The organism is Corynebacterium neomassiliense (assembly GCF_900626215.1).
Classification (GTDB): domain Bacteria; phylum Actinomycetota; class Actinomycetes; order Mycobacteriales; family Mycobacteriaceae; genus Corynebacterium; species Corynebacterium neomassiliense.
Genome location: NZ_LR131106.1, coordinates 2,567,644 through 2,583,761 on the forward strand (window position 1 = coordinate 2,567,644; position 16,118 = coordinate 2,583,761).

General features: G+C 68.2%; 17 protein-coding genes. 7 read left to right on the forward strand and 10 right to left on the reverse strand.

All coding sequences use genetic code 11. From position 1 onward, the window contains the following. Nucleotides 1-2: 2 nt before the first annotated feature. From E0E18_RS11210 to E0E18_RS11225, 4 genes are read right to left on the reverse strand one after another with little or no spacing between them, the layout of a single operon-like run. Complete coding sequence (locus tag E0E18_RS11210; protein WP_066590259.1) at nucleotides 3-818, reverse strand: exodeoxyribonuclease III; 816 nt, start codon at nucleotides 816-818, stop codon at nucleotides 3-5. Between the two features lie 15 nt (nucleotides 819-833). Beyond that, the gene (locus E0E18_RS11215; protein ID WP_237559755.1) at nucleotides 834-2,033 is read right to left on the reverse strand and encodes an N-acetylglutamate synthase, CG3035 family; all 1,200 of its coding nucleotides are present in this window, start codon (nucleotides 2,031-2,033) and stop codon (nucleotides 834-836) included. Nucleotides 2,034-2,039: 6 nt separating this feature from the next. After that, entirely contained in the window at nucleotides 2,040-2,687 is a 648-nt protein-coding gene (locus E0E18_RS11220) for a peptide deformylase (RefSeq protein ID WP_110482066.1), read from the reverse strand. Between the two features lie 29 nt (nucleotides 2,688-2,716). Beyond that, nucleotides 2,717-4,039, reverse strand: coding sequence for an MFS transporter (locus E0E18_RS11225; protein ID WP_066590221.1), 1,323 nt, complete (start codon nucleotides 4,037-4,039; stop codon nucleotides 2,717-2,719). Nucleotides 4,040-4,158: 119 nt separating this feature from the next. Between E0E18_RS11225 and E0E18_RS11230 the strand changes: the two genes are divergently transcribed. From E0E18_RS11230 to E0E18_RS11240, 3 genes are read left to right on the forward strand one after another with little or no spacing between them, the layout of a single operon-like run. Further along, the gene (locus E0E18_RS11230; RefSeq protein WP_066590224.1) at nucleotides 4,159-4,368 is read left to right on the forward strand and encodes a DUF3263 domain-containing protein; all 210 of its coding nucleotides are present in this window, start codon (nucleotides 4,159-4,161) and stop codon (nucleotides 4,366-4,368) included. Nucleotides 4,369-4,383: 15 nt separating this feature from the next. Further along, nucleotides 4,384-5,322, forward strand: a complete 939-nt coding sequence (locus tag E0E18_RS11235) for a LytR C-terminal domain-containing protein (RefSeq protein WP_130840875.1) — start codon at nucleotides 4,384-4,386, stop codon at nucleotides 5,320-5,322. 35 nt (nucleotides 5,323-5,357) lie between these two features. Further along, nucleotides 5,358-6,536: a glutamate--cysteine ligase gene (locus E0E18_RS11240; RefSeq protein WP_130840878.1), complete on the forward strand. Its 1,179-nt coding sequence runs from the start codon at nucleotides 5,358-5,360 to the stop codon at nucleotides 6,534-6,536. Nucleotides 6,537-6,572: 36 nt separating this feature from the next. Here the strand turns inward: E0E18_RS11240 and E0E18_RS11245 are convergent, their stop codons facing one another. Continuing rightward, nucleotides 6,573-7,205, reverse strand: coding sequence for a hypothetical protein (locus E0E18_RS11245; protein ID WP_078057280.1), 633 nt, complete (start codon nucleotides 7,203-7,205; stop codon nucleotides 6,573-6,575). 180 nt (nucleotides 7,206-7,385) lie between these two features. After that, nucleotides 7,386-8,765: a dipeptidase gene (locus tag E0E18_RS11250; protein WP_130841445.1), complete on the reverse strand. Its 1,380-nt coding sequence runs from the start codon at nucleotides 8,763-8,765 to the stop codon at nucleotides 7,386-7,388. 364 nt (nucleotides 8,766-9,129) lie between these two features. Between E0E18_RS11250 and groL the strand changes: the two genes are divergently transcribed. Both groL and ppk2 read left to right on the forward strand, forming a co-directional pair. After that, nucleotides 9,130-10,776, forward strand: coding sequence for a chaperonin GroEL (groL, locus tag E0E18_RS11255; protein WP_066586795.1), 1,647 nt, complete (start codon nucleotides 9,130-9,132; stop codon nucleotides 10,774-10,776). 260 nt (nucleotides 10,777-11,036) lie between these two features. After that, complete coding sequence (gene ppk2 / locus E0E18_RS11260) at nucleotides 11,037-11,942, forward strand: polyphosphate kinase 2 (RefSeq protein WP_066586798.1); 906 nt, start codon at nucleotides 11,037-11,039, stop codon at nucleotides 11,940-11,942. 11 nt (nucleotides 11,943-11,953) lie between these two features. Here ppk2 and E0E18_RS11265 read toward each other — a convergent pair whose 3' ends face one another. Together E0E18_RS11265 and E0E18_RS11270 are read right to left on the reverse strand one after the other, a co-directional pair. After that, entirely contained in the window at nucleotides 11,954-12,400 is a 447-nt protein-coding gene (locus E0E18_RS11265; RefSeq protein ID WP_066586801.1) for a MarR family winged helix-turn-helix transcriptional regulator, read from the reverse strand. Between the two features lie 96 nt (nucleotides 12,401-12,496). Next, entirely contained in the window at nucleotides 12,497-12,805 is a 309-nt protein-coding gene (locus tag E0E18_RS11270; RefSeq protein ID WP_066586804.1) for a rhodanese-like domain-containing protein, read from the reverse strand. Nucleotides 12,806-13,026: 221 nt separating this feature from the next. On the opposite strand from E0E18_RS11270, the gene E0E18_RS11275 reads away from it, so the two are divergent. Beyond that, nucleotides 13,027-13,692 (forward strand): YdcF family protein, encoded by a 666-nt coding sequence (locus E0E18_RS11275; protein WP_110482059.1) that lies wholly within the window; start codon nucleotides 13,027-13,029, stop codon nucleotides 13,690-13,692. A 179-nt stretch (nucleotides 13,693-13,871) separates the two neighbouring features. Here the strand turns inward: E0E18_RS11275 and E0E18_RS11280 are convergent, their stop codons facing one another. Then, nucleotides 13,872-14,345, reverse strand: coding sequence for an inorganic diphosphatase (locus E0E18_RS11280; RefSeq protein WP_066586810.1), 474 nt, complete (start codon nucleotides 14,343-14,345; stop codon nucleotides 13,872-13,874). A 24-nt stretch (nucleotides 14,346-14,369) separates the two neighbouring features. Then, nucleotides 14,370-14,837 (reverse strand): SRPBCC family protein, encoded by a 468-nt coding sequence (locus E0E18_RS11285; protein ID WP_066589512.1) that lies wholly within the window; start codon nucleotides 14,835-14,837, stop codon nucleotides 14,370-14,372. Between the two features lie 166 nt (nucleotides 14,838-15,003). Between E0E18_RS11285 and E0E18_RS11290 the strand changes: the two genes are divergently transcribed. Continuing rightward, on the forward strand, nucleotides 15,004-16,089 hold the full coding sequence (locus E0E18_RS11290; RefSeq protein ID WP_130840880.1) for a helix-turn-helix domain-containing protein: 1,086 nt from the start codon (nucleotides 15,004-15,006) through the stop codon (nucleotides 16,087-16,089). Nucleotides 16,090-16,118 lie beyond the last annotated feature (29 nt).

Below are 16,118 nucleotides of genomic sequence, written 5' to 3' on the forward strand. Positions count from 1 at the left end.
GCTCAGCTTCCCGACACAGCTGACTCGGCGGGCAGGGAGGGCAGAGAGGGCACGGTGTAGGTGACCGTCACCGGGGCGTGGTCGGAGGCACCACGACCACGGCGCTCGTCAGTGTCGGTGACGGGGGCCTCCCCGGCCGAGGGTGTGATACCCCGGCAGAACTGCAGGTCGATACGGATGCCCTGTCCCCGCTGGAACCGCAGGGACTGGTAGTCCCAGTAGGAGTAGGTCCCCGTCAGCGGGGCGGTGGACTCCGTGAGCCCGGCGTCCTCCAACCGCCGCAGGGCGGCACGTTCCCGCGGGGTGACATGGGTCTTCCCTACGAACAGGGAGGGGTCCCAGACATCGTCGTCGGTGGGGATGATGTTGAAGTCGCCGGCGAGGACGAGGGGGCCCTCGGTCTTCTCCGCGTAGGACGCCAGGGCCCCGAGGAAGTCGAGCTTGTAGGTGTAGTGCCGGTCGGAGATCTCCCGGCCGTTGGGAACGTAGAGGCTCCACACCTCCACCCCGCCGCACACCGCACCGAGTGCCCTGGCCTCCGGTTCCTGCGGGGCCGCAGGGTCCTTGTCGAAACCGGGCTGCCCGAAGTCGGTGCGTACGTCACTGACGCCCACCCGGGACAGCAGTGCGACACCGTTGAACGATCCGTCACCGTGGTGCACCTGCCGGTAGCCGGTGTCGGAGAAGTCCGGGAACTGCGCGTCGGTGCACTTCGTCTCCTGGAGGCACAGGACGTCCACGTCCGAGCGGGCGAGGAACTCACGGACGCGGTCCTCCCGGGTGCGCGCGGAATTGATGTTCCAGGTGGCGATACGCAGTGCTGACGGCATGCCCTACACAGTATCGGGAATGACGATGCACCGGTGCCGGTGGTGCTCGGTGAACCCCAGGTTGAGATAGAGGCCACGCCCGGCGGTGTTGCTCGCGATGACCTGCAGGCAACTCTCCGTCGCACCGTGCCGTGCCCCCCAGTGCAGCATCGCGGTCCCCAGCAGGGTCGCCAGACCACGACGACGCCACGCAGGGGCGACCTCGACGGCCGAGTAACCGAGGAACATGCGGCCCCCGCCCCCGGTCACGGTGCCGCGGGTCACGGCGACGAGTTCCCCGTCGACGCTGAGGCGGGCGAAACCGAGCGAACCCTCCAGCCTGGCGGCGAGGAGTCTGAGGGCGTGCTCGGGCAGGGGCCTGCCACGGAAGTGGTAGAGACGCAGCCACTGGTCGTCCGGCTGGTCGTCGATCCGGAGTTCCAGGCGTCCTGCCAGGTCCGCCGACGGTTCAGGGACGGGGGGCAGGGGCCCGGTGAGGCTGCGGGCCATGACGATGATCTCCGGGCCACGCTGTACCCCGGGCAGGGCCAGCAGAGGTTCGGCGGGACGGCTGATGCGGTCGGGAAGGAGGAGCCGGGTCGGCAGCCCGTGGGACCGGTAGAAGGCGTGGATCCTGTCCAGCGGCACCGGGGTGGTCCCGGTCTCCGGCCCCAGGGGGACCGCGGAGTTCGACCGTTCGGTGATCCCGTCGCCGGCCCTGGCCAGCCAACCGTCGATGTCGCGGTGTTCCAGTCCGGGGAACGCGGCGGCGGTGGCGGCCTCGACTGCGCGGATGTCGGAGGCCCGCACCGGACGGGAGTGGAGGGTCTTGAGGACCACGACGTCGGCGGCCGGGATGTGGTGCACGGCACCCTTGGCGTCCTCCACCGTCAGCGGGTCGGTCTGACGGAGGACGCCGATGATGTCGCTGACCAGCGGTCGGCCGGTGGCAGGGTTGATGCGGGGACGCCCGTCGTCCCCGGTGACGGTGCGGCGGACAGTGGCGCGCGCGCCGGGCCGGACCGTGAGCGGGTCGGTGTGTCTCGACACGGGGAAGGGAAGGCCGGTCTGCGCCGGTGGGAGGGCACCTGCCCGGGCACCGGACCAGGCGGTGTCCCGGTCCGGCTGTCTGCCGGCGGCAGGGTTCGGCCGTTCGCCGGCGGCTGGGTCCGGCCGTCTGCCGGCGGCAGGGTCACGGGGGTGCCCGGAGGGGGTTGCTGACACGGCGGTTCAGTCGTCGTGGCCGAAGGGGTCGGGGTCGACCCCGGGAAGCCAGGAGTTGCCCGGGACGGTCCACCCCTCGCGCTTCACCATCTTCTTCGCAGCCCGGGCATAACGGCCGATGAGCATGTCGATGTAGAGGTGCCCGTCGAGGTGGCCGGTCTCGTGCTGCAGGCAGCGGGCGAAGAACCCGTGGCCTTCGACGCTCACCGGCTGACCGTGTTCGTCGAAGCCTGAGACCCGTGCCCAGTCGGCGCGGCCGGTGGGGTAGTCGTAGCCGGGGACGGAGAGGCATCCCTCGACGTCGTCCTCTGGGTCCGGCATGGTCTCCGGTACAGGCCCGGTCTCCAGGACCGGATTGATGACGCAGCCACGGCGCATGGGGCCGCCCTGGGCCTCGATCTCGGCGTCGGACTTCCGGGTACCGTCCGGCCCGTCGATGTCCGGGCAGTGGTAGACGAACAGCCGCAGTCCCTGCCCGACCTGGTTGGCCGCCAGTCCCACCCCGTGTGCCTTTTCGAGGGTCTCGTACATGTCGGCGATGAGCCCGCTCAGTGCGGTGCCCTCACCGAGCTGGTCGACGACCGGTTCGGGGACCGGGGTGGTGGGGCGGTGCAGGACGGGGTCGCCGCAGATGACGACTGGAAGAACGGACATGCCGTCCAGAATAACCCGCTGTCTTCCGGTCAGACGTGGAGGTCCGACTTCTCCACCGACTTCGGCACCATGAGTACCGCAACCAGGGAAATGAGGCACATTCCCCCGAGGTAGAGGCCGATCATCCAGGACCGTCCGGTGGCGTCGAGGATCATCTGGGCGAAGGTGGCGGCGAAGGCACCGCCGAGGATGGAACCGAAGGCGTAGCCGATGGAGGTCCCGGAGTAGCGGACGTCGGCGGGGAACATCTCGGCGTAGAGGGCGGACTGGGGGGCGTAGGAGGGCGCCAGGCCGAGGGTCAGCACGAGGATGGCGAAGATGAATGACGCGGTGGTGCCCTTGTCGATGAAGTACCACATGGGAACGACCCAGGCGATGAGCAGGACGTAGCCCAGGGCGAAGGTCACCCGGCGGCCGATGCGGTCGGAGAGCCGGCCGCTGTAGATGGTGAGCACCAGCCAGGCGATACCGCCGACGATCGCGGCGACGAGGGTCTGTGACTTCTCCATCCCCAGGGTCTTCGCACCGTAGGAGGAGAAGAAGGCGATGACCATGTAGCCGGTGGCGTTGTTTCCGGCGAAGATGAGGGCGGCGAGCAGCACCCGGCGCCAGTGGTCGCGGAACAGGCGTCCCAGCGGGGCCGAGGCGTCCTTCTGGCGGGACTGCATGTCGAGGTAGACCGGGGATTCGGCGACGCCGGCGCGGATCAGGTAGCCCACCACGATGAGCAGGAGGGAGGACAGGAAGGGGATGCGCCAGCCCCAGGACTGGAAGTCGTCCTCGGACAGGGAACTGGTGAGGACGTACATGAACGAGGTCGCCAGGATGAGTCCGAGGGGGACGCCGATCTGCGGGTAGGAGCCGAACAGCCCCCGCTTGTCGCGGGGGGCGTGCTCGACGGACATCAGGGCGGCGCCGCCCCACTCTCCGCCGGCGGAGAAGCCCTGCAGGATGCGCAGCAGGATCAGCAGGACGGGTGCGGCCACGCCGATGGTGCCGTAGGTGGGGAGGACGCCGATGAGCGCGGTGGCAGCGCCCATACCGACCAGGGTGACGACGAGCACCGCTTTGCGTCCGTATCGGTCACCGAGGTGACCTGCGATGATCGCGCCGAGCGGGCGGAAGAGGAAGCTGATGCCGATGGACGCCCAGGAGAAGATCTGGGCCAGCGAGGCGCTGCCCACGGGCTCGAAGAAGAGGGGGGCGAAGATGAATGCCGCGGCCTGGGCGTAGATGAAGAAGTCGTACCACTCGATGGTGGTTCCGACGAGGGTGCCGGCGAGCACCCGTTTCTCTTCTCTGGAACGGGACCCGGACACGGGTCCGGCGGGGTGAGCGGTGGCGGTCGCCACGGGGCCTCCTGAAAGGTTCTGGAAAATCTCTGGGTGTCCGCACCTGCTGGCAGAGGTACTGACCTGACAGTTCGGGGGTGAGATCGTCAGGGTGGTGACGGGTATTACACTTTACGGGCATGACTGCGCTGAACGACCGGGAACGGGAGATTCTCGCCTTCGAACGCCTGAGGTGGTCGGCCGAGGGAGCGAAGGAGGAGGAGATCCGTCGTCGGTTCGGAGTGGAGCCCTGGCGGTACTTTCAGCAGCTCAATGCCCTTATCGAGAGACCGGAGGCGCGTGAGGAGGACCCGGTCACGGTGAGGATACTGCTGGAAAGGCGGGGCTGAAGTTAATATTGGGGCGTGACTGATCACAATGGACCGCGCCATGCCCGGGATTCCGACGGGAATCCACCTGACAGTGTCGACCGCGACAGCTCCCACGGGGACCGGTCGTACGGAGACCACTCGTACGGCTCCGCCCACGACGCCACGTACGACTCCGCCTACGACTACGACCCGGCCTACGCGTACCCTGCCGCGGCCGCCGGAGACGTCCCCGGCGCCCCGGAAGAACCCCGGGCCGGTGCCGCCGGTGCCGCCGGCGCCGGGGCAGGCGCTGCAGCGGGTACCGGTGCCGGTGACGCCGACGCGGAGAAGTCAGGTCCGCCGCTGAGGGGTTTCGCCATGATCCTCACCGCGGTCGCGGTCGTCCTGATCCTCTGGGGAGCATTCTCACTCTTCGGGAACGATGACGGGGACGGGGACTCCGCCGCCGACACCTCCACGGCCGGACAACCGGCCGCCCCCGCACCGCAGAGCGGTGCCCCGGCAACACCGGCGCAAGGCACGGAAGTCCCGGGGGACAGTGCCGGTGCGCCTGCCCCTGAGGCTTCTGCTCCGGCGCCCGCCCCCGGTGACACCCCGCCCGCACCCGCCGACGGTGCGCCCGCCGGTACCGTGCCGGTGGACAAGGGCATCGCGGTGACCGTGCTGAACAACAGCAATGTCGAGGGAGGTGCGGACTCCCGGGCCGGTCAGCTGCGTGAGGACCGCTGGACCTCGGTGGCGACCGGAAACCTTCCGGGCGCGACCTACCCCGCGTCGGGGGTGTACTACCCCGGAGACAATCCGGCTGCCGAGGCGGCGGCACGCCAGGTGGCGCAGGACCTCGGTATCGCAGCCGTCGAGGCCCGCAGTGACGAGGACAACCGGAACTTCGCTACGGCGCGGACGCCGGGGGGAGGGGAGGTTCCGGTCTCGGACGTGGTCGTCGTCCTCACCGCCGATCAGCTCCGGTGACTCTTCCGGGGTGGTGATGCAGTAACATCGCCGCCATGGAATTCCCGGGGTCTGCACCGACGGTCGGCATCGAATGGGAGGTCGCTCTCGTCGACCCGGAGTCCCGCGACCTTGTCGCCCGGGCTCCGGAGATGCTCGCGGAACTGGACCGTCGCTACCCCGGGCACACCGTCACCCGTGAATTCCTGGCGAACACGGTGGAGATGGTCACCGGCGTCCACGACACCGTCCCAGGGGCCGTCGAGGACCTCCGGGGACAGCTTCGCAAGATCATGGAGGTCGCCGACGACCTCGGCGTCCGGGTCTTCTCGGCCGGAACGCATCCTTTCGCGCACTGGGGGGACCAGGTGCTCAGCGCGAAGCAGAGCTACAACGAGATCATCGAGCGGACCCAGTACTGGGGCCGTCAGATGCTGATATGGGGCATCCACGTCCATGTGGGGGTGGGGGACAGGGACCGGGTCTGGCCGATCATCAACGCGGTGATGATGCAGTACCCGCACGTTCTGGCGTTGTCGGCGTCATCCCCGGCGTGGGAGGGGCTGGACACCGGCTACGCCTCCAACCGCACCCTGCTCTACCAGCAGCTTCCGACCGCGGGAATGCCGTACCAGTTCGCGGACTGGGAGGAGTGGGAGGCCTTCAACGTCGACCAGGACCGCTCCGGGGTCATCAACCACACCGGATCGATGCACTTCGATGTCCGGCCGTCCCGGTACGGAACCGTGGAGGTACGTTTCGCCGACGCGACCATGGAGGTCCGCGAGGTCGCCGCGATCGCGGCATTCATCCACTGCCTGGTCGTGCACTACGAGCGCGAGTGGGTCGCCGGCCGCGCCCTGCCGACACTGCAGTACTGGCATGTCGCCGAGAACAAGTGGAGGGCAGCCCGTTACGGACTTGACGCGCTCGTCATCACCGACCGTGACACGACCGAGCGGCTGGTCACCGACGACATCGCGGACTGGGTGGAGAGGTTGACTCCCCTGGCCGCGGAGCTGGGGTGTTCCGCGGAACTGGCCGACGTGCCGAGGATCATCGACCGTGGCGGGGACTACGCCCTCCAGCGCGCCGCGGCGAGGGCCGCCGGGGCCGCCCTCGAACCAGGGGTGCGCACCAGAGGGGACGCCGGGGCGGAGCAGGGATTCACCCAGCCGGAGGCCTGGATCGCGGCCGTGGACCTGACGGTGGAGACACTGCGCCGGTCAGTGTAGGGGACGCCGCGGCCCGGGTGAGCGGCGGCCGCGGCCCTACCCGTGCAGACGGGTGGCGGCCGAGGCCAGAGCGGACGCGATGGAGGTGTCCCGGTCCGCGCCGAATCCGACGGCCCAGACGCGCGTGTTCTTGTGCTGCGCGTAGATGAAGGTGACGGTCGCCTCGAAGATGTCGTACTGGTGGAACTCCAGGATCTCGACCCGGCGGCCGTGGTCGGCGAGGATCTGCGTCATCGCACCTGCCGCACCCATCGACATGATCGACACCGTGGTGGACATGCCCTCGGTCAGCCCGGTGACCGCGAACTCATAGTTCCTGCGCCCGGCGGTGAGCCGGGTGGAGCGCAGTGACTCGACCCGGATGTTCTCGGGCGCGTACGTGGCGACGAAGGTCCGCCATTCCATGCCCCTGGCCTCCTGACGCATTCCGGACGGGAGGTGGCGTCCGAACCGGGCGCGGAACGGATCCTCGGCGAAAGTGCGGCTGCGTCGCCTGTCGATGCGTTGTGACCTGCGGTCACTGCGGTAGGTGACGGAACTCGACCGTGGTGCGGCCGGACGGCCCGTGGGGCGGAGGGTGTAGCTCGCCTGGCGGTCCTCGGTGGACTCCGGCCTGGCGAACCTGATCAGTGTGGTGGATGACATCCGGTTGTCCTGTGACTCGAACATGAGTGGTTTTCCCTTTGGCGGTGACGATGGTGTCGGTTGGATGTGGACCGACGCACCGCGCGAGTATGGCGGAGACCCCGAGGTGGAGGGGTCAGTCCCTTCCTCCACCCGGGTGGGGTACTCGCTTGAGGGAGATGCGCATGGTCGAGGATCTTAGTTCGGACCCCGGTGTGGGGCAAGTCACGCGGTGGGCTCTGCCGCCGCCCGGGCTTCTGTCTGGACCGCCGTCCGTGCAAGGAAGAGCAGCTCAGCGGCGCCTATGGCGGAAATCTCATCGGGAGAGACGGACTCGTCCGCAGAGTGGATACGGCAGGTGGGTTCCTCGATGCCGAACAGGCCGAGTTCAGCGTCGGGGTAGTGGCCCAGCAGGGAGTTGCACAGTGGAATCGAGCCGCCCGATCCGATCCGCGCGGTCTCGGAGACCCCGTAGGCGTCCGCGAGAGCGTCGCTGAGGCGGGCGAGCGCCGGCCCTGACGTGTCCGCGACGAACGGGGACGCCGTCGACTCACGGTCGACGGTGACCCGGGCGTGGTTCGGTACATGGGACTCTATGTGTCTGACCAGGGCGTCCTGCGCCTCGACGGCATCCGTTCCCGGCGGAACCCGGAGACTGACGTGGGCGGCGGCGCGCGCGACGACCGCATTGACGGCGTCTGCGACAGGAAGGGCGTCGAGTCCGGTGACGGTGATCGACGGGCGGGCGACGGTGAGGTCGTTCGGGCTGAGGCCCTGAGCCTCGCCGATCACGTCGACACCGTCGAGGACACCGGCGTCCCGGCGGAACGTCCGGGCGTCCGGACCCCTGCCCTCCCACCGTGCGTCCGAGACGAGGCCCTCGACGGCGACGAGCCCGTCATCGTCATGGAGTGTGGAGAGCACACGGATCAGGCTCAGCAGGGCGTCCGGCGCCGCACCGCCGTACTGTCCGGAGTGGACGGGCTGGTCGAGGGTCTCCACGGTGACGGTCACCGACGCCGTGCCACGAAGGGCGGTACCGAGAGAGGGGACGCCCGGGGCGTCGTTTCCGGAGTCGGCGATGAGGAAGACATCGGCGGCGAAAAGCTCGGGATGTGTGTCGAGCAGGTCCTCCAGCCCGTACCCGCCACGTTCCTCCGACCCTTCCACGACGACGCGGACACCGATCTCCGAAAGCTCGGGACGGTCGGCGGCGAGGATGTTGAGTGCGCGGAGGACCGCGAGGTGCATGACCACATGGCCCTTGCAGTCCGCCGCGCCGCGCCCGTACCACCGGCCGTCGCGTTCGGTGAGTTCCCAGGGGGAGCTCGTCCAGTTCGTGGTGTCGGTCGCCGGCTGGACGTCATAGTGGGAGTACAGCAGGACCGTGGGGCGGCCGGGGGCGGGTTCCCGCAGACCGATGACGGCGGTCGACCCGTCGGCGGTGACGTGGGGCTCGACGGGGACGCCGACTTCACGGAAGGCGTCGACGACCCAGGCTGCTGCGGCGGCGTTGTCCTGTTCGAGCCCGGGGGTGGAGTGGACGGAACGGAAGGAGACCAGTTCGGTGAGGGCGCTTTTCACGAAGTCCGCCTGCGCCGCCATCGCCGCGCGGGCGTCCTGGGGCTGTCTCTTTTCCACATCTCCGAGCCCCCGAGACGGACTCCTACCTCCGATGCCGGCTTNCCGCGCGGGCGTCCTGGGGGGAGGGGGCGGTCGGTCGGGTCGGGGAGTCAGTCATGGGTAGAGGATAGCGCGCCGGAGTGATTCTGCTCCTTGCACTCGGACGCCGAGACTGCTAAAAACGGGTGTTAGCACTTGCCCATTATGAGTGCCAGACAATCTGACTGAAGTCACCTCAGGTGCAGTGAGGGTGGATGACGCGGCATGCGTCCACCCGTGCCGTCGCGGGCGCTGCGTCTGAACCGTACGTGTCGCTCCTACTCTCACACGGAGGAACAAGAGCCACATGGCTAAGATGATTGCTTTTGACGAAGAGGCCCGTCGCGGCCTGGAGAAGGGTCTGAACACCCTCGCGGACGCCGTGAAGGTCACCCTCGGCCCGAAGGGACGCAATGTCGTCCTGGAGCGCAAGTGGGGTGCCCCGATGATCACCAACGACGGCGTCACCATCGCCAGGGAGATCGATCTCGAGGACCCGTACGAGAAGATCGGTGCGGAACTGGTCAAGGAGGTCGCCAAGAAGACCGACGACGTCGCAGGTGACGGCACCACCACCGCCACCGTTCTGGCACAGGCTCTGGTCAAGGAGGGCCTGCGCAACGTCGCCGCAGGTTCCAACCCCATGGGTATCAAGCGCGGCATCCAGGCCGGTGTGGAGAAGGTCACCGAGGAACTCCTCAGCACCGCCAAGGAGATCGAGACCCGCGAGCAGATCGCGGCGACCGCGGGAATCTCCGCCGCCGACGAGAAGATCGGCGAGCTCATCGCCGAGGCCATGTACGCCGTGGGTGACGGCAAGCTGAACAAGGAAGGCGTCATCACCGTCGAGGAGTCCAACGCCTTCGGCGTCACCCTCGAAACCACCGAGGGCATGCGCTTCGACAAGGGCTACATCTCGGCGTACTTCGCCACCGACATGGAGCGCGGCGAGGCTGTCCTCGAGGACCCGTACATCCTCCTGGTCTCCTCGAAGATCTCCAACGTCAAGGACCTCCTGCCGCTGCTGGAGAAGGTCATGCAGTCCGGCAAGCCGCTGCTGATCATCGCCGAGGACGTCGAGGGTGAGGCACTGTCCACCCTGGTCGTCAACAAGATCCGCGGCACCTTCAAGTCCGTCGCCGTCAAGGCCCCGGGCTTCGGTGACCGCCGGAAGGCCCAGCTGCAGGACATTGCCATCCTCACCGGTGGCCAGGTCATCGCCGAGGAGGTCGGCCTGTCCCTCGAGACCGCCGACCTGCCGCTGCTGGGTACCGCCCGCAAGGTCGTCGTCACCAAGGACGACACCACCATCGTCGACGGTGCAGGCTCCTCCGAGCAGCTCGCCGGTCGGGTCCGCCAGATCCGCCAGGAGATCGAGAACGCGGACTCCGACTACGACAAGGAGAAGCTGCAGGAGCGCCTGGCCAAGCTGGCCGGCGGCGTCGCCGTCCTGCAGGTCGGTGCAGCGACCGAGGTCGAGCTCAAGGAGCGCAAGCACCGCATCGAGGACGCCGTCCGCAACGCGAAGGCTGCCGCTGAGGAAGGCATCGTCGCAGGTGGCGGTTCCGCACTGCTGCAGGCCGCCCACGTCCTCGACGACAACCTCGGTCTCGAGGGTGACGAGGCCACCGGTGTGCAGATCGTGCGCTCCGCCCTGTCCTCCCCGCTGAAGCAGATCGCCTTCAACGCCGGTCTCGAGCCGGGCGTCGTGGTCGACAAGGTCGCCGGCCTCGAGAACGGTCACGGCCTCAACGCCGCCACCGGCGAGTACGTCGACCTGCTGGGTGAGGGCATCGCCGACCCGGTGAAGGTGACCCGCTCGGCGCTGCAGAACGCCGCCTCCATCGCCAGCCTCTTCCTCACCACCGAGGCCGTCGTCGCCGACAAGCCGGAGCCCGAGGCTCCCGCTGCAGGCGGCGGCATGGACGAGATGGGCGGCATGGGCGGCTTCTGATCCGCTCCGCCATGTAACCCCGGGTCGTCACCCGCTGGTTGCCTGACCCCCGGAACCGTGTACCGGCAAGAAGGTACGCGGTGCCGGGGGTTCTGTGCTGCCGGGGAACTGTACCGGGCTGTACCGCAGACTCACGTACCCGTCCGCTTCCCTGTCCGTTTCCCTGCCCGTCACCTCGACGTGTGTTCCCGGGGGTACGGCGGGGGGCCGGCGTCCCCGGTGGTGTCCGGGGCCGGGGCAGTTCACTCTAGACTGGAGTCATGGCTGAGAAGACGGGCGACAACCAGGAATTCCACATCGTTGATCTGGCCGCCACCGAGGGATATCTGGTGGACGACTCTGACGAGGACGATCCGGTGCTCATCACCCCCGACGGTCACAGGGTGGACACGTGGCGTGAGAACTACCCCTACGACCACCGCATGGACCGTGAAGAGTACGAGGCGACCAAACGCGCCCTCCAGATCGAACTGCTGAAGTGGCAGAACTGGACCAAGGAGACCGGCCAGAAGCACATCATCCTCTTCGAGGGGAGGGACGCCGCAGGCAAGGGCGGCACCATCAAGCGGTTCAACGAGCACCTCAACCCCCGGGGTGCCCGCACCGTGGCACTGGAGAAGCCCTCGCCCCGGGAAGCGACGTCCTGGTACTTCCAGCGCTACATCCAGCACTTCCCGTGCGCCGGAGAGATCGTCTTCTTCGACCGCTCCTGGTACAACCGCTCCGGTGTGGAACGTGTCATGGGGTTCTGCACCAATGACCAGCACGCCGAGTTCCTCCGCGAAGTCCCGATGCTGGAGAACATGCTCATGGGGTCGGGGATCAGCCTGACCAAACTGTGGTTCTCCGTCACCCAGAAGGAACAGCGCACCCGTTTCGCCATCCGGCAGGTCGACCCGGTGCGGCAGTGGAAACTGTCGCCGATGGACCTGGCGTCCCTCGACAAGTGGGACGACTACACCCGGGCGAAGGAGGAGCAGTTCCGTTACACCGACACCAACGAATCCCCCTGGATCACCATCAAGTCGAACGACAAGAAGCGCGCCCGCCTCAACGCCATGCGCTACGTGCTGAGCAAGTTCGACTACACCGGCAAGGACTATGACATCGTCGGTGAACCGGACCCGAAGATCGTCAAGAGGGGCCGCGACCAGATCGGTGACTGACCGCGGGAGGGTCAGTCCTCCTCGGCGGCGATGATGGACTTCGCCAGCTTCTTGAGGTGTTTGAGCTGCTTGGATGTCGACTCGTCGAGGGCCTTGTCCTCGGCGTCCTGCACCACCGGGGTGAGCTTCTCCTGGACCTTGCGGCCCTTCTTCGTGGCCGTGATGATCTGACGGCGGCGGTCTTTCGGGTCCTTGACCCGTTGAGCGAGTTCCCGCTGCTCCAGCGAATCGACAAGCCTGACCATGTCCGACCGGTCGACCCCGATGACCTCCCCGAGAGTGGTCTGACTGGCGGCGTCCCCGTCCACCAGGTAGGTCAGTACCCAGTACTCGCGCAGGTTGAATCCTTCGCGGGCGAGATCCGCCTCCACGAAGCCCCGGGTGCGGCGCCTCAGCCGCTCCAGCTGGAATGACGGGGACGCGAGGAGACCGTGGGGGAGATGGGGGGATTCTGCCATAGGCTTCAGGGTAGCGGTTAGGGGTTTGGGTCACCCAATTGTTGGGGATCCCCCGTTTCGGTCCGGGTGCCCGGAAGCGGGCCACCGGACGCCGACCTAGTTCTGCGAACCAACGATCGGAAGTCCGGCGTCCCTCCAGCCGGAAGTGCCGTTGGCGACGTTGATCGCGTCGATCCCGTTCATCTCCAGCCACTGGCATGCACGGGCGGACCGGCCCCCCGACAGGCAGATCAGGTAGATGTCCCGGTCGAGGTCGAACTCGCCGTAACGCTCCTGGAGCTGGGAGAGAGGAAGGTTCACCGCACCCTCGGCGTGCCACCGGGCGTATTCCTCCGGTTCACGGATGTCGATGAGTTGGGCGCCGGCGGGAACCTCCGTCGGCTGTACTGTCTCGAAATCACTCATGTCCCGGAATTCTACGCCGGACCGCGTACCGGGACAGCGGGGTCGGGCACCGCATTCCGTGTGCCGGCGCCGGGTCTTTCCCAGCGGGAGAAGATGAATACCGTGAGAATCCCCGGTTCGGGTGGCGCCGCCCGGGGTGCGGGGGCAAGCTTCAGTGGAGTCCGGCGCCGCCGGGCAGTGCCGCCCACCTGACATCACCTGACCTCACCGGAAGGCCCCGCATGCTCCCTCACCGTCACCGGTCCTCTCCTCCGGCGGCCCCCTCCGCCTTCCCTTCCACCGTGTCCGACACCGGCAGAGGCAGGCGGCGGGCGCCCGGCCGCACCATGTCACGCCAGGCGGTGGCGGTGACCGCGGCAGCGGTCCTCGCCGGCATGACCGCCCCGGCGGCGACAGCCACCACGGAGGACCGGGACTGGATCACCGCCCACCGTGCCACCGTCGACGCCGACGTGTACGACCCCTCTCGGCCCCTCCGGGTACTGGCCCGTGACCCTCTGGTGCCGTTGGTCGTTCTCGGGGCCAGGCTCGACGAGGACTGCACACCACCCCAGGTGCTGCAGGACCGGCTGGACGCCGCAGCTGAACTCGCGGTCGCCCGTCCCGACGCCACCGTCGTCGTCACCGGCGGCACCACCAGAACCGGGTGCGTGTCCGAGGCGTCCGCCATGGCTGCCGTCCTGCGCAGCTCGGGGGTGACCAATACCGTGGTCACCGAGGAGGCTGCGACGAGCACCCTCGGCAACGTCGAGAACACCCGGCAGCTGATCCTCGACAGGGGAGGACTGGCAGTGGTCGTGACCTCCGACCCCCACTATGTGCGCGCCCTCGACAACTACCGTGACGCCGGAGTCGAGGCGGTCGCCTACGTCCGCGGGCAGGGCTGAGACTGCACCGGCCCGGTTTCAGTGGCCCGGTTTCAGTGCCCCGGACTGCGCCCGGGTCAGGGCAGGGAAAACCCCTGCCGGCAGGGCCCGGGAACACCACGGGCGCGCAGGCAGGGGCAGAGGAAGCAGGCGGTCGGGGCGTCCCGGAACGGAGTACCGGCGACGCCCCGTTCAGCGCTCTAGCTGTGACGCTCGACCGCCTCGGCGAGGATCCTCTCCGCCTCGGCCCTGTCGCCCCAGCCCGACCCGTGGACCTCTTTACCCGGCTCAAGGTCCTTGTAGTGGGTGAAGAAGTGCTCGATCTCGTTCTTCACGTCGGGGGCGATGTCGTCGATGTCCCGGTACCCCTCGTAGCGGACGTCGTCGATGACACACAGCAGCTTGTCGTCACCACCGGCCTCGTCGGTCATCTTGAACACGCCGACCGGACGGGCCTCGACAATGACGCCGGGGAACACGGACTCCGGAAGAATGACGAGCGCGTCCAGCGGATCCCCGTCCTCGCCGAGGGTGCCGTCGATGTAGCCGTAGTCGGCCGGGTAGGCCATCGGGGTGAACAGGTAGCGGTCCAGGTGGACCCTGCCGGTCTCATGGTCGATCTCGTACTTGTTGCGGGATCCCTTGGGGATCTCGATGGTGACTTCGATGCTCATGGGCGTCAAGTCTACCTTCCCCGGTCAGCCTGCCTGCTCGACCTCCCCTGCCACAGCATCCAGGGTGCGGCGGATCCCCTCCAGGAGTTCAGCCTCGAAGTCCTGCTCGCCACCGAGCGCCGTGGCGACGAGGAACCTGGACAGCAGGGAGGTGTCCCCCTCCACGATCCGCGACTCCGTGAGTGTGGTTGCTCCGTCACCGTCGGCGGCCAGATCATAACGCCACCGGGACCCGTTCAGCGGGACACGCCACTCCAGTCTCTTTCCCGGCTCCCAGACCGTGACACGTGACCACGTGGGCCAGAAAAGGACGCCTCGACGGTTCAGGTTCACCGTGACGGTCCCGACCCCGGGCTCCCCTTTCCCGAGAACGAACATCCGCCTGCACTGGGGGCTCCTGCGGCCCATTGCCGTCAGGTCGGCGACAGCCCTCCAGACCTTCGCGGGTGGTGCCTGCACGGACCGGGACGCGGTGATCAGTTCTTTCGCCATGGAACGGAGCATACGTCCCCCGCGCCCGGGGGCGCAGGAGTTCCGCCCGACCGGTGCGGGCACACCGGAAGGTAGGATCACCTCAGACAGCGCCCGGTAACCCCGGGGGCAGAGTGGGGACGGAACCGTCCCGTGAGACCCGTGACACCGGAACCGAGGACGGACTGTGGACCAGCTGATGCCCGCCTGCTGGCTGGGGACGGTCACCGTCCACAGTGACCACCACATCTTCTGGGTGATGAGGGGCACGGCGAAAGTCCTGGCAGGTGGGGAGGTCCACGACCTCGCCGCACGTGAGGCCCTGTGGATCCCGCCCGGGGTGCCCGTGGACCAGATCTCCACCGAACCCGGCAGCGTGGCGTTCACGGTACTGCTGCCGTCACGGCTCTTCCCTGACTTCCCCGCGGGAATTGTCCGGCGCACCCTCACCGGACCACTGTGCGACCTCCTCCTGTACCTCCATTCCCGGTGGGTCACACCGTCCTGGCGGGAAGCTGCCGTCACCCCGGACATCGCGGTCACCCTGCGCAGGGTGTTCTCCGGCCCGGGGCGTCCTGCCGTGTCCTTCCCCGTCACCCCGGTGTCCCCGCCGGCAGTGGCGGTGGCACGTCAGCTCGTGGACGACCCCGCCGACCGACGGACCCTCAGGGAACTGGCCGCGGAGACTGACCTGAGCCCCCGCCACCTGACCAGGATCTTCAGCACCGAGACCGGCATGTCCTTCGGCGAGTGGAGGGTGGAGCTGAAACTGGCGGTCGCCGCGCGGATGCTCGCCGACGGCACCCCGGCCGGCAGGGCCGCAGCAGCGGTCGGATACACCTCCCCGGCGTCGTTCTCCAGGGCCTTCAGGGCGAGGACCGGGACGACCCCCGGGGCGTTCCGGTCGGTTTCCGGGGGACCGGTCGCGGCCCGGCCGGACGCCGTCACCGTGCCCGAGGCGCCGGCAGCGACACTCCTCCCACTGGTCAACCGGGTGCACGTGCTGGTGTGGATGGCCCGGGGCAGTGCACGTGTACGCCTGCGCGGCCGTGAGGTGACCGTGGCCCGCGGACAGCTCATGTGGTTTCCCGCCGGAGTGTGGCATGAACTCACCACCTCCCCGGGAGGGGTGCTTCTCTGCCTGGGCACCCTCCCGCTGGAGGTGCCGCTGACACACGACCACGCCGTCCCCTTCTCCTGTCCCGGCATCCCGGAGGAGGACCTGCTGTACCGGGCCTCGGTGATGAACACGCTCCTGCGCCCCTACCCGTGAGACCCCGGGGAGTTCACCGGGGAACTCGC